13 protein-coding genes are annotated in these 13187 nt (G+C 71.3%); 6 read left to right on the top strand and 7 right to left on the bottom strand.

All coding sequences use genetic code 11. The features are described 5' to 3' along the window. Positions 1–39 precede the first annotated feature (39 nt). From R4Z63_RS21025 to R4Z63_RS21045, 5 genes are all read left to right on the top strand, one after another. A complete protein-coding gene (locus R4Z63_RS21025; protein ID WP_037919372.1) occupies positions 40–801 on the top strand; it encodes an isoprenyl transferase in 762 nt (253 codons plus the stop codon). A 388-nt stretch (positions 802–1189) separates the two neighbouring features. After that, positions 1190–2506 (top strand): RNA 5'-3' helicase PhoH2, encoded by a 1317-nt coding sequence (gene phoH2 / locus R4Z63_RS21030; protein WP_037919375.1) that lies wholly within the window; start codon positions 1190–1192, stop codon positions 2504–2506. 444 nt (positions 2507–2950) lie between these two features. Next, positions 2951–3643, top strand: coding sequence for an aggregation-promoting factor C-terminal-like domain-containing protein (locus tag R4Z63_RS21035; protein WP_384450956.1), 693 nt, complete (start codon positions 2951–2953; stop codon positions 3641–3643). Positions 3644–3769: 126 nt separating this feature from the next. Then, on the top strand, positions 3770–5149 hold the full coding sequence (locus R4Z63_RS21040) for an AI-2E family transporter (protein ID WP_384450959.1): 1380 nt from the start codon (positions 3770–3772) through the stop codon (positions 5147–5149). A gap of 83 nt (positions 5150–5232) precedes the next feature. Then, on the top strand, positions 5233–5931 hold the full coding sequence (locus R4Z63_RS21045) for a hypothetical protein (protein WP_052030298.1): 699 nt from the start codon (positions 5233–5235) through the stop codon (positions 5929–5931). Positions 5932–6059: 128 nt separating this feature from the next. On the opposite strand, the gene R4Z63_RS21050 is transcribed toward R4Z63_RS21045, so the two are convergent. Further along, positions 6060–6596: an alkyl hydroperoxide reductase gene (locus R4Z63_RS21050; RefSeq protein ID WP_037919380.1), complete on the bottom strand. Its 537-nt coding sequence runs from the start codon at positions 6594–6596 to the stop codon at positions 6060–6062. 3 nt (positions 6597–6599) lie between these two features. Continuing rightward, positions 6600–7154 (bottom strand): peroxiredoxin, encoded by a 555-nt coding sequence (locus R4Z63_RS21055; protein WP_037919384.1) that lies wholly within the window; start codon positions 7152–7154, stop codon positions 6600–6602. A 92-nt stretch (positions 7155–7246) separates the two neighbouring features. Between R4Z63_RS21055 and R4Z63_RS21060 the strand changes: the two genes are divergently transcribed. Further along, the gene (locus tag R4Z63_RS21060; RefSeq protein ID WP_384450964.1) at positions 7247–8239 is read left to right on the top strand and encodes a hydrogen peroxide-inducible genes activator; all 993 of its coding nucleotides are present in this window, start codon (positions 7247–7249) and stop codon (positions 8237–8239) included. Between the two features lie 58 nt (positions 8240–8297). Here R4Z63_RS21060 and R4Z63_RS21065 read toward each other — a convergent pair whose 3' ends face one another. The 5 genes from R4Z63_RS21065 to R4Z63_RS21085 form a co-directional block, all read right to left on the bottom strand. Then, a complete protein-coding gene (locus R4Z63_RS21065; protein WP_384450968.1) occupies positions 8298–10658 on the bottom strand; it encodes an ABC transporter permease in 2361 nt (786 codons plus the stop codon). Beyond that, a complete protein-coding gene (locus R4Z63_RS21070) occupies positions 10655–11344 on the bottom strand; it encodes an ABC transporter ATP-binding protein (RefSeq protein WP_384450971.1) in 690 nt (229 codons plus the stop codon). The genes R4Z63_RS21065 and R4Z63_RS21070 overlap by 4 nt, the downstream gene beginning before the upstream one ends. Beyond that, positions 11341–11865 (bottom strand): PadR family transcriptional regulator, encoded by a 525-nt coding sequence (locus R4Z63_RS21075; protein ID WP_037919394.1) that lies wholly within the window; start codon positions 11863–11865, stop codon positions 11341–11343. Before R4Z63_RS21075 ends, R4Z63_RS21070 begins: the two co-directional genes overlap by 4 nt. Before the next feature lie 132 nt (positions 11866–11997). Then, positions 11998–12231, bottom strand: coding sequence for a type II toxin-antitoxin system antitoxin (locus R4Z63_RS21080; RefSeq protein WP_037919398.1), 234 nt, complete (start codon positions 12229–12231; stop codon positions 11998–12000). Next, positions 12228–13136, bottom strand: a complete 909-nt coding sequence (locus R4Z63_RS21085; RefSeq protein ID WP_384450976.1) for an SPFH domain-containing protein — start codon at positions 13134–13136, stop codon at positions 12228–12230. Before R4Z63_RS21085 ends, R4Z63_RS21080 begins: the two co-directional genes overlap by 4 nt. Positions 13137–13187: the final 51 nt, after the last annotated feature.

Here is a 13187-nt window from a genome sequence, read left to right on the forward strand (position 1 = left end):
ATTTCGCACGGGGGCAAGGCACGGAGGGGCTGGAAGATCGTGAAGCTGCGCGACCTGGTGTACAGGCTTTACGCACGCCGGGTGGAAGGCCGCCTCGACCATGACGCGGCGCCCAAGCACATCGGCGTCATCCTGGACGGGAACCGTCGCTGGGCCAAGGCGTCCGGCGGTACGACGGAGCAGGGCCACCAGGCCGGAGCCGACAAGATCTCCGAGATGCTCGGCTGGTGCACCGAGACCGACGTCGAGGTCGTCACCCTGTGGATGCTCTCCACGGACAACCTGGACCGCCCCGAGGTCGAGCTCCGCCCGCTGCTCAACATCATCGAGAACACCGTGCGGGGACTGGCCGCGGACGGCCGCTGGCGCGTGCACCACGTCGGCAACCTGGACATCCTGCCCGCCGGGACGCAGACGGTCCTCAAGGAGGCCGAGCAGGCCACCCACGACATCGACGGGATACTCGTCAACGTCGCCGTCGGCTACGGCGGCCGCCAGGAGATCGCCGACGCCGTGCGCTCGCTGCTCCTGGAGCACGCCCGGAAGGGCACCTCCTTCGAGGAGCTCGCCGAGATCCTCGACATCGACCACATCGCGGAGCACCTCTACACGCGCGGCCAGCCCGACCCGGACCTGGTGATCCGCACCAGTGGTGAGCAGCGACTGTCCGGATTCATGCTGTGGCAGAGCGCGCACTCCGAGTACTACTTCTGCGAGGTCTTCTGGCCCGCCTTCCGCAAGGTCGACTTCCTCCGTGCGCTGCGCGACTACGCGGCCCGTCACCGGCGCTACGGCACCTGACACTGTGTAGGGGCGTGCTGTGGGGCCGGTCCCGCGCGCCCGCCCCGGGCGACAGGCCCCCTTCGAGCGGTTTCCGGCCGTTCCGGTGCCCCTCCGCCCCACCTTCCCCTCCCCTCGAAGCCTTCACCAGGGATTCACCGAGCGTCCGTCATATGCCATGGCATGGCCTGGCCTGATCGGGGAATATCCCTTTCAGGTCGATGCCCGATCCACGGGTGTCGAGTCTCAGCGGACGGCATGGGGCCGTCCGCCCGGGAGGCCCTTTGCACCAGGACGCACGTGCGGTTCGCACGGACGCAGTGGAGGGCCGGAAATCGGCCCTGGCATGGGTGCCGATGACCGGTCCGGTCTTCATGGCCCGACCTCTTCCGAGGGGGTACGTCCTTCCGTGGTGACCAGCACAAAGCGCCGCCTGCCCGACAGGCGGACCTACGTCCTCGACACCAGCGTCCTGCTGGCAGACCCCAACGCGATCTCCCGCTTCGACGAGCACGAGGTCGTGCTCCCGATCGTGGTGATCACCGAGCTGGAGGCAAAGAGGCACCATCCCGAACTCGGCTACTTCGCGCGCCAGGCCCTGCGCCTGCTGGACGACTTCCGGGTTCGCAACGGTCGCCTGGATGCCCCCATCCCACTGGGAGATCTGGGCGGCACCCTGCGCGTCGAGCTCAACCACTCAGACCCCAGCGTCCTTCCCGCCGGCTTCCGACTGGGGGACAACGACTCGCGGATCCTCGCGGTCGCACGCAACCTCCAGGCCGAGGGCTACGACGTCACGGTCGTCTCGAAGGACCTCCCCCTGCGCATCAAGGCCTCCTCCGTGGGGCTGATCGCGGAGGAGTACCGCGCCGAGCTCGCCATCACCGACGGCGGTTGGACCGGCATGAGCGAGATCGGCCTCTCCGGGGAGCAGGTCGACCTCCTCTACTCGGAGGAGCGGCTCTACGTACCAGAGGCCGCGGAGCTGCCCGTGCACACCGGGCTGGTCCTGCAGTCCGAGCGGGGCAAGGCCTTGGGTCGGGTCACGGCGGACGGCAACGTCAAGCTCGTACGGGGCGACCGCGACGCCTTCGGGCTGCACGGGCGCAGCGCCGAGCAGCGCATCGCGCTGGACCTCCTCCTCGACCCCGAGATCGGGATCATCTCGATGGGCGGCCGGGCCGGCACGGGCAAGTCGGCCCTGGCGCTGTGCGCCGGCCTGGAGGCGGTGCTGGAGCGTAGGCAGCACCAGAAGGTGATGGTCTTCCGGCCGCTGTACGCGGTGGGCGGCCAGGACCTCGGCTATCTGCCCGGCGACGCCTCCGAGAAGATGAGCCCCTGGGCTCAGGCCGTCTTCGACACGCTCTCGTCGGTCGCCGGCCGCGAGGTCATCGAGGAGGTGCTGAACCGCGGGATGTTGGAGGTCCTGCCGCTCACGCACATCCGCGGCCGCTCGCTCCACGACGCCTTCGTGATCGTGGACGAGGCGCAGTCGCTCGAACGGAACGTCCTGCTGACCGTTCTGTCCCGGATCGGGGCCAATTCGCGGGTCGTTCTGACGCACGACGTCGCCCAGCGGGACAACCTGCGGGTCGGCCGGTACGACGGAGTGGTCGCCGTGGTGGAGAAGCTGAAGGGGCATCCTCTCTTCGCGCACGTCACGCTGACGCGATCCGAGCGCTCCCCGATCGCCGCTCTGGTCACCGAGATGCTGGAGACCCTCTGAGGCGGGGTGAGCAGGCGCCCCCGTCCGGCGGGCCGTCGAATCGGTCAAAAACCTCATAGCGGAAGGTGAGTTGACGCCGCCCGGCAAAGGCAGAGAAGCCTAGCCGGGTGGCGTCGTGCCGCATAGCCCTTTGAGGAAAACGACGGCGAGATGCCAGGTGTGACCTTTCCCACGCAACGGAGAATTGCCTTGCGGCGTCGAGGTCCGGCAGAGTCTGGTTTCCGTCAGGCCCCGCATACGGCACACCTGTATCTCCCGTGAGGTACACGCAGCACCACAACTCCACAGCCGATGGCCGTATGCCGCCCGGAGCTTCACGCGGCAGCCCCCGCAGGGGAGTTGCCCACGGGCCCGCGCCTCCAGTGACCGTCGCACCACGGAGGCCAGAGTCGAGGGCACTTTTGCGCCGCGTGGTCACTGCGGACGCTGCTGGAAGGACACCGTGTGAGCCGGATCTCGGTCCGGGGGTTCGCAGTGGCTTCGGCCACCGCGGTCACCACCGTCGGCGCAGTCGTGGGCGTTGCCACCGGCGACCCCACGAACGATCTTGAGACGACCGCGTCCGGGGCGACCCTCCTCGCGGACATCCCGGTCGGCGACCAGGCGGAGGTCCAGAGCGCGTCCCTGACGCAGCAGGCCGACACCATCGCGTACGCCGCCGACGTCGACGCCAAGCGCTCGGCGGAGGAGGCCGCACGCCTCCAGGCCGCCGAGGACGCCAAGGCCAAGAAGGCCGAGGCGCAGAAGGCGGCCGACGAGAAGGCGAGGAAGGAACGCGAGGCGAAGGAAGTCGCCAGCCGTTCCGCCGCCCGCGACGCCGGTGACTTCGCCGTGCAGAGCTCCTACACGGTCGCTCAGGTCAAGGCCATCGCCCAGCAGATGGTCCCGGCCGGCCAGTTCCAGTGCTTCTCGAACATCATCAACCAGGAATCCACCTGGAACTACCTGGCCGTGAACAAGTCCTCCGGGGCCTACGGTCTGGTCCAGGCGCTGCCCGGTTCGAAGATGGCCTCGGCCGGCGCGGACTGGCGCACCAACCCCGCCACGCAGATCAAGTGGGGCCTGAACTACATGGAAGACCGCTACGGCAGCCCCTGCGGGGCCTGGAGCTTCCACCAGGCCAACGGCTGGTACTGACGGCCGCCGCCTCGCGGCCCCACCGCTCAACCTCCGGGAGCCCCGCACCGTCGTACGGTGCGGGGCTCCCCGCGTGTACGGTCGTCGGGGTGTGCCCGTAGACGGGGGGCGGGGGAAGGAAGCGACATGGCGAAGAGGGACGGCTGGCTCGGCCGGCTGGGCGACAGGCTGACGGCGATGCAGGCGCGGCTCAACGAGCGGCGCGCGGAGGTCGAGGCCGAGTCCGGCGGCGACCTGCCCGAACCGGCACGGCGGGCCCCGGCGGTGCCGGCGGCTCCGGTGCCGTCCGACGCCCCGGCGGGGGCGCCCGTGGTACCGGCGGCGGCCGGCCTCGAACCCTACCGGCGCCCCGAGCGGCCCGATCCGGCGAGCGTGGTCCCGTGGGGGATGCGCGTCGCCGCCGAGGCCAGCTGGCGGCTGCTGCTGCTCGCCGGGATGCTCTGGGTGCTGATGAAGGTGATCAGCGAAGTCCGCCTGGTCGTCCTCGCCTTCGCGGCGGCCATGCTCGTCACCGCGATGCTCCAGCCCTTCGTCGTCCGACTGCGCAGACTGGGCCTGCCGCGCGGTCTGGCCACGGCCGTCACGGCGGTCCTCGGCTTCGTCGTCATCGGGCTGGTCGGCTGGTTCGTGGTCTGGCAGGTCATGGAGAACCTCGACGACCTCTCCGACCGTGTCCGCGACGGCATCAACGAGCTCAAACTCTGGGCGCTGGACAGTCCGTTCCACGTGACCGAGAAGCAGATCAACGACATCGCGAAGAACCTCAGCGAGACCATCGGCACCAACACCGAGCAGATCACCTCCGCCGGACTCCAGGGCGTGACCGTCCTCGTCGAGATCCTCACGGGCATGCTGCTCGCGATGTTCTCGACCCTCTTCCTGCTCTACGACGGCAAGCGCATCTGGAACTGGGCGCTCGGCCTGGTCCCCGCGGCCGCCCGCGCCGGTGTCGCCGGCGCCGGTCCGCGCGCCTGGCGCACGCTGACCGCGTACGTGCGCGGCACGGTCATCGTCGCGCTCATCGACGCCATCTTCATCGGCCTCGGGCTCTACTTCCTGGACGTGCCGATGGCGGTGCCGCTGGCCGTCTTCATCTTCCTGTTCGCCTTCATCCCGCTGGTCGGCGCGGTGATCTCGGGAGCCCTCGCGGTGGTCGTGGCGCTCGTGACCCAGGGGGTGTTCACCGCCCTGATGACGCTGCTGGTAGTCCTGGCGGTGCAGCAGATCGAAGGGCACGTGCTCCAGCCCTTCATCCTCGGCCGGGCGGTACGGGTCCACCCGCTCGCGGTGGTGCTCGCGGTGGCGGCCGGCGGGATGATCGCCGGCATCGGCGGGGCGGTGGTGGCCGTTCCGCTGGTGGCCGTCACCAACACGGTGGTGGGCTACCTGAAGGCGTACTCGCGGGACCAGCACCACCTCGGGGCCGGGATGGTGGGCCCCGCGCCGCACGGGTCGACGGCGCTGGGCGTGGTGCCCGACGGCGACGCGGAACACTCCCGGCCGTAGGCCGCGGTCGGGATGTCATGATCGAAGACGCCGGGGCGCTACCGACGGCGCTCGGGGGAGCGGGAACGAACGGGGGGACGGGGATGATCAGCGATCCGGAGCTCGAAGGCGGCTGGGAGGCCGACCGGGCGGCACGGCCGGCGGAGCGGCTCGCGCCGCACGGGCCGGAGGCGGAGGGATGGGAGGCGGACGGCCCGGGGGTGCGGCGGCCGTGGCTGTGGGCGCTGGGCGGGGCCGTGGTCGCCTCCGCGGTCTGGGCGGGCGGGCTGTTCGCCCTGGGGGACCGGCTGGCCGCGCCGGAGGTCGCGTACCGGGCGACGAAGAACCTGTGCCAGGACTTCGAGGCGCGGGCGCTGAGCAGGATCGGGGGAGATCTGCACGGCTACCGGCCGGTGAACAAGGAGAGCGAACATCCGGCCGTGCGCGGGGCCATCTGCAACCTGCAGAACGGCGAGATCGTGTCCACCCTCACGGTACGGGTGCAGGTGGACCTGCACCGGAAGACCGATCCCGCGGCGGAGTTCGACGCACCGCCGCTCGGGCTCGTCGCCGCGATCGGTGAGGGGCGCAACGAGGCGGTGCAGGGCCTCGGTGAGCGCGCCGTGTTCTTCTCGGCCCCCGGGGAGACGCTCGTCCGGCTCAAGGTGCTGGACGGCGGAGCGGTGTTCACGATCGAGGCCTACACCACCGTCGACCGCTCGAACGCCCCGGCCGATGGGGCCGAGCTGCAGGCGGCGATGATCGAGGACGCCCGCGCGCTGCTGGCGGCACTCAAGGAGTAGGGCACGCGCCGGTCCCCTCCCGAGCCGGACGCGGCGGGGCGGGCCGTCGGGCGACGCCGACGACCGAAGACGCCAGGGCCCCGCGACCGTTTCCGGTCGCGGGGCCCTGGCGTCGTACGGGGCGGCTGTCACTCGCCGGCGATGGCGGCCTCGGCGTCGAGGGTGACCGCCACGGCCTGGATCACCGAGGCGATCTTGAAGGCCTCCTGGACCGTCTCGCGGTCGACGCCCGCCTTGCGCAGGACCTGCTCGTGCGAGTCCAGGCACTGGCCGCAGCCGTTGATCGCGGAGACCGCGAGGGACCACAGCTCGAAGTCGACCTTCTCCACGCCCGGGTTGCCGATGATGTTCATCCGCAGGCCCGCGCGCAGGTTGCCGTACTCCGGGTCGGAGAGCAGGTGGCGCGTGCGGTAGAAGACGTTGTTCATCGCCATGACCGCGGCAGCGGACTTGGCGGCGGTGTACGCCTCCGGCGAGAGGTTCGCCTTCGCCTCCGGCTCCAGCTCACGCAGGACGCGCGGGGAGCGGGCGGCGATCGCGCAGGACAGGACCGTGCCCCACAGCTGCTGCTGCGGGAGGTCGCTGTTGCCTATGACCGAACCGAGGTTCAGCTTCAGGTCCTTGGCGAAGTCCGGGACGGACGCCTTCAGGGAGTCGAGGGACATCCGTCACTCACCGGCCAGCAGCGCGCCGGCGTCGATCGTGGCGTCGCCCTTGTTCCAGTTGCACGGGCACAGCTCGTCGGTCTGCAGGGCGTCGAGGACCCGCAGGACCTCCTTGGGGTTACGGCCCACGGAGCCGGCGGTCACCATCGAGAACTGGATCTCGTTGTTCGGGTCCACGATGAAGACGGCGCGCATCGGCAGGCCGTCCTCGCCGAGGATGCCCAGCTCGGCGGAGAGCTCGCGCTTGATGTCCGACATCATCGGGAAGGGCAGGTCACGCAGGTCGGCGTGGTCCTTGCGCCAGGCGTGGTGCACGTACTCGGAGTCGAGCGAGAAGCCGAGGACCTGCGCGTCGCGGTCGGCGAACTCGTCGTTCAGCTTGCCGAAGGCGGCGATCTCGGTCGGGCATACGAAGGTGAAGTCGAGAGGCCACGCAAAGACGACCTTCCACTTGCCCTCGTAGGTCTTGTGGTCGATCTGCGCGAACTCGGCACCGGCCTCGAGCGAGACGCAGGCGGTCAGGTCGAAGGCGGGGAACTTGTCACCAACAGTGAGCACGCGCTCTCCTTGTTCAAGAGGAAAAGACCCCTTTTGGGGGATTTCCAATGGGGTTGGACGTGTCTCACATGCTGGCACAGCCTGCATTGATTATGGAAATAGCTAGTCTTGCTTCGGGTGATCGGAGGTACCTATCAGTGGCTGTCGGTAATAGGGGAGCGAAGCAGCCGACCCTCGCTCAGCTGCGCGCCTTCGCGGCGGTCGCCGAGCACCTGCACTTCCGCGACGCCGCCGCGGCCATCGGTATGAGCCAGCCGGCGCTCTCCGGTGCCGTCTCGGCGCTGGAGGAGGCCCTCGGCGTGCAACTGCTGGAGCGCACCACCCGCAAGGTGCTGCTGTCCCCCGCGGGAGAGCGGATCGCCGCCCGGGCCCAGGTGGTGCTCGACGCCGTCGGCGGGCTGCTGGAGGAGGCCGAGGCGGTGCGGGCCCCCTTCACCGGGACGCTGCGGCTGGGAGTGATCCCCACCGTGGCGCCCTACCTGCTGCCGACCGTGCTGGGGCTGTTCCACCGGCGCTACCCGCGGATGGACCTCCAGGTGCACGAGGAGCAGACCGGTTCGCTGGTGGAGGGGCTGACGGGCGGGCGCCTGGACCTGCTCCTGCTGGCGGTGCCGCTCGGCGTTCCCGGAGTGACCGAACTGCCGCTCTTCGACGAGGACTTCGTGCTGCTCGCGCCCCGGGAGCACGCGCTGGCCGGCCGCCGCGACATCCCGCTCGACGAGCTGCGCGACCTCCAGCTGTTGCTGCTCGACGAGGGGCACTGCCTGCGGGACCAGGCCCTCGACATCTGCCGGGAGGCCGGACGGACCACCGGGGCGGACGTCACCACGACCGCCGCCGGACTGTCCACGCTCGTACAACTGGTCGCCGGGGGACTGGGGGTGACGCTGTTGCCGCGCACCGCGCTGCGACTGGAGACCGCCCGCAACGAGTACCTCTCCACCGGCTGCTTCGCCGAACCGGCGCCCTCGCGGCGGATTGCCCTGGCCATGCGTACGGGGACCGCCCGCCAGGAGGAGTTCGCGGCGATCGCCGCCGCCCTGCGTGAAGCCGTACGCCCGCTCCCCGTGTGGCCCACCGACTGACGCGGTCGCCGGGCCACCGGGAGCGGGCCACCGGGAACGGGGCGCCGGGGCGTACGGGTCACTCCGTACGCAGGCCGTCCGGGCGCATCAGGCGCAGCAGCGGCGGCAGGCTGAGCAGGGTCACGGCGGCCACCACGCCCGCACCGACCCCGGTCATCCCCAGCACCGAGGGCCAGTCGACGCGGACCGGCTGGGCGGCCATCGACGTCAGGACGGCTCCCAGCCCGACGCCCACGCAGGCCGCCAGCAGCAGGCCCAGCGCGATCGGCACGGCCGTCTGCCACAACACCGACAGGCTCAGCGTGGACCGCCTGGTGCCAAAGGCGACCAGGGAGGACAGCAGTTTCCGCCGCTCGCGCAGCTGCTCCAGCTGGGAGACGAACAGGCTCCCACCGATCAGGACCAGTACGGCGGCCGCCCCGAAGAACAGCCCGGTGCGCACCGAGGAGAAGCCGGCGGCCTGCTGGTGCTCCCGCAGCGTCATCGCCGTGACCAGCGGATCGGAGGCGAAGACGGCGTTGCGCGCCCGGTCCAGGACGTCCGGACCGGACTCGTCGACCTGGACGAAGATCCGCATGTCCGCGAAGTCGCCAAGCTCCTTCGGTGCGGCCGAAGGGGTCACCAGCAGGCCGCTGCGCAGCGCTCCGGTGGGGTCCTCCCGGCCGGGGACCGCGCGGGTGCCCGCCGGAACCGTCCACTTCGCCGGAGCGGGGTCGTCGGCCGTCGCGGACCCGTTCCACCGCACGTCGCCGATGAACAGCTCGTCGCCGGCCCGGGCCGTGCCCCCGTAGAAGCCGTCCCCGGAGGCGGCGGCGGAGGCGGCCAGGAGGAAGGCGTCGCCGTCCGTGCAGGAGTCGAGCACCGCGACCTCTCCGAGCGCGTCGCAGGTGCCGATGGTCATCTGGACCGTCTCCTCCTCCGCGGGCATCCGATGGGCCGCTTGCGTGGAGGTCAGCGGAACGGCGCGGGTGACGCCCGGCACGGCGGCGATCCGCCCGGCGAGGCCGTCCATGCCGCTGCCCGTCCCACCGTGCACCATGACCGCCACGGCGGCCCTGGCGGGATCCTGGCCCGTCGACTTCGTGTAGTCGCCCTCGACGCCCGCGAAGAACATCTGGAGGGCGACGGCGCCCGCGACGGCCACGGCGATGCCGTTGACCAGGCGGGCGGCGCCGCCGCTGTCGATCTGCAGCCGACGTACCGCCAACTGCCAGGAGACGGGGCCGCCGGAGGCCTTCCCGACGAAGCGCTCCAGCAGCCAGGGCAGCAGGACGGTGATTCCGACCAGCAGCAGGACCACGCCACCGCTGACCTGCCACTGGTTGAACCGGCCGTGGTCGTTGCCGCGGCCGCCCAGGGGCAGGAGCAGTCCCACGCCGACCAGCGGCAGCAGCAGCCGCCACCAGATGCGGCGCCGGGCGGGCCTGGCCGTACGGACGACCCCCAGCGGCTCGATGACCACACCGCGCAGCGCGAACAGGGTCACGGCCACCGCCGCCGCGGGCACCGCGACGGCGACCAGGGCGGCCAGCCAGGGTGCCGGGTCGAGGTCGGCGGGGAAGACGCTGCGCTGCCGAAGGCTGACGCTGCCGACCAGGGAGCGGCCGACGGCGAAGAAGCCGGCGCCCAACACCAGTCCGACCAGGGAGCCGGCCAGTGCCTCGCCGGCCGCGATCCGGCGCACCATCCGGCTGTCGGCGCCGACCAGCCGCAGGGCAGCGAGCCTGCGGTCGCGCCGCTCCCCGCCGAAGCGGACGGCGGTGGCGATGAACACGGCCACGGGCATCAGCAGGGCGACGAAGGTCAGGACCACCATCAGCATGAGCACGGGGTCGAGGCCCTCGCGCGCGACGTCATGGCCGAAGGCGGTGACGCGGTCGACGCGGTAGTCCGTCGGGCCGCTCTTGGCGAGGCTGTCGCTGCCGAGGTAGAAGAGCAGTTCGCCGGGCCCGACCAGCCCGGGGTCGCCGATGGTCTCACCGACCGGCCCGGCCAGCCGCTCGCGCAGTAGAGCGCCCTCGGAGGACTTCAGCAGCTCGCCCAGGGCAGGGGAGACGGCCAGCTCGCCCGCGGCGGGGAGCCTCGTCAGACCGGGCGGCAGTGGGGCCCGCGGCCCCTCGGCGCGCAGCGCGTACCCCTCGATGTCCTTGTCGCGGTAGGTCTGGTTGATGCGGGTGATGAGCAGCGTGTCGGGTCCGGGGGCGTCGGGCTGCTCGGAACTCATCGTCGAGCGTGCGTCGCCGCGCTCGTAGCGTGCTGCCAGGGCGCCGGGGATGGCCGTGCTGATCAGCAGCAGCGCGACGCCGAGGCCGACGCCGACGCCGGTGAGCAGGGTGCGGATCCACCCTTCGCGGCCGCCGCCGAAGGCAAAGCGGGCGCCCATGCCGAGGTCGCGCGCCCATGCCTGGAGCCGGCTCATACGATCCGCTCCATGTCGCGGGACCTGCCGTCGCGCACCACGATCTCGCGGTCGGAGTAGGCGGCCACGCGCGTCTCGTGGGTGACGAGGACGACGGCGGCGTTCGCGGACCGGGCGGCCTCCGTGAGCAGCTGCATGACGAGTTCGCCGTTGAGGGAGTCGAGGGCGCCGGTGGGCTCGTCGGCGAAGATCACCCGGGGGCCGGTGACGAGGGCACGGGCGACGGCCACCCGCTGGCCCTGACCGCCGGATATCTCGCCGGGCCGTTTGGCGCCGAGGTCCTCCACCTGGAGCTGTTCCATCCAGTGCAGGGCGGTGCGTTCGGCCTCCCTGCGCTTGGCGCCGGTCAGGCGCAGCGGGAGGGCGACGTTCTCCACGCAGGTCAGCTCCGGTACGAGCTGCCCGAACTGGAAGACGAAGCCGAACTCGGTGCGGCGCAGGGCGCTGCGCTCCGCGTCGCTCATGGAGGTGAGCTCGCGGCCGTCGTAGACGATGGAGCCGGAGTCGGGCGGCACGATCCCGGCGAGGCAGTGCAGCAGGGTGGACTTGCCGGAGCCGGAGGGGCCCATGACGGCGACGACCTCGCCGGGGTGGATGGAGAACTCGGCATCGTCGAGGGCGGTGGTGGTCCCGTACGCCTTGCGCAGGCCGGTGGCGGCGAGCAGGGAGCCGGCCGGGGCCGTCATCGGCGTACCTCCTGGGCGAGCCGGCCGAGGCGGGCGGCGGTGAGCTCCAGCCACCGCAGGTCCGCTTCGAGGTGGAACAGGGCGTGGTCGCAGACGAGCTGGTCGGCGAGGTCGCCCTTGCGCTTGCGGGTCGTCAGCACCCGCATCAGGCGCAGGTGCTCGGCCCGCTGGGTGTCGAGCAGTTCATCGGCGCGGCGGCCGGTGAGCAGGGCGAGGACGACCTTCGTGTAGAGGGTCGAGTGGAGGTACGGATCCGGCTTCTCCGGTTGGGAGAGCCAGGTCTCGACGTCCGTGATGCCGGCGTCGGTGATGGCGTACCGCTTGCGGTCGGGGCCGCCGCCGCTCTCGATGCCGTCGACCTCCACGAGGCCGTTCTTCAGCAGCCGGGACATGGTCGAGTAGACCTGGCCGTAGGCGAGGGGGCGGTCGTGGCCGAACTTCTCGTCGAAGGCCCGCTTCAGGTCGTAGCCGTGGCGCGGGCCGGCCTCGAGGAGGCCCAGGAGGGTGTGACCGATGGACATGCCGACGACTATACACAGCGTGTATACGCGAGGTGTATACATGGGGTGTCTACGCGGGGTGTGTGGAGCTCCGGCCTGCGGAAACGCACACGCCGCTCCCGTGGGTGGCGCGGGAGCGGCGTGCGGTGGCGGTCAGTTGGTGGGCTTGGGGGGCCTGCCTCGTCGGGGGATGGGGCCCGGGGCGGAGGGGAGCCGGCCGGCTTCGGCGAGGGCCCGGCGGAGCAGGAACTCGATCTGCGCGTTGGTGCTGCGCAGCTCCTCGCCCGCCCAGCGGGCCAGTGCGTCGTACACCTGCGGGTCGAGTCGCAGGAGCACTTGCTTGCGCGCCTGGCGGCCCGTCGGCTTCTCCTCGCCGGAGGGGGTCACTGGTAGAGGGTGCCCGTGTTGAGCACCGGCTGGGCGGCGCGGTCGCCGCACAGGACGACCATCAGGTTCGAGACCATGGCCGCCTTGCGCTCGGAGTCCAGGTCCACGATCTCCTCCTCCGCCAGACGGGTCAGGGCGAGCTCGACCATGCCCACCGCTCCCTCCACGATCTGCTTGCGGGCCGCTACGACGGCGCCCGCCTGCTGGCGCTGGAGCATCGCGGAGGCGATCTCGGGAGCGTATGCGAGATGCGTGAACCGGGACTCGATGATCTGCACGCCGGCGGCCTCCACCCGGGCGTGCAGTTCGGCGGCGAGCTTCTCGGTGATCTCCTCGGCGTTCTCGCGCAGCGACAGGCCGCCCTCCTCGTGCGCGTCGTACGGGTACTCGATCGCGATGTGCCGGACCGCCGCCTCGGTCTGCGTCTCGACGAACTCGGTGAAGTCCTCGACCTCGAAGACGGCCCGCGCGGTGTCCTCGACCCGCCACACCACGACCGCCGCCAGCTCGATCGGGTTGCCGTAGGCGTCGTTGACCTTCAAGACGGCCGTCTCGTGGTTGCGCACCCGGGTGGAGATCTTCTCGCGCGAGGTCAGCGGGTTGACCCAGCGCAGCCCGTCGGTGCGGATGGTGCCGCGGTAGCGGCCGAAGAGCTGGACGACCCGGGCCTCGCCCGGAGCCACCGTGTTGAGGCCGCTCATCGCGATGACGGAGGAGAAGGCCAGGAGGACGCCGACCACGATCAGGGCCACCTTGGCCGCGGTCGCCGCCGACACCGCCCCCGCCGTGACCAGACCCGCGCCCGCGAGCAGGCCGGCGAGCCCGAGCAGCAGCGCCAGTGCGCCGCCGACGCTGCGTGCGGCGAACTCCCGTACGCCGTCCGGGTTGGCTATGTGGTTCGTCATGGTTCGCCCCGTTTCTCTGCGCGCGGCCGATCGGGCCGCCTAGCAAAGTGA

The sequence above is a fragment of the Streptomyces sp. PL-29 genome (assembly GCF_058344425.1).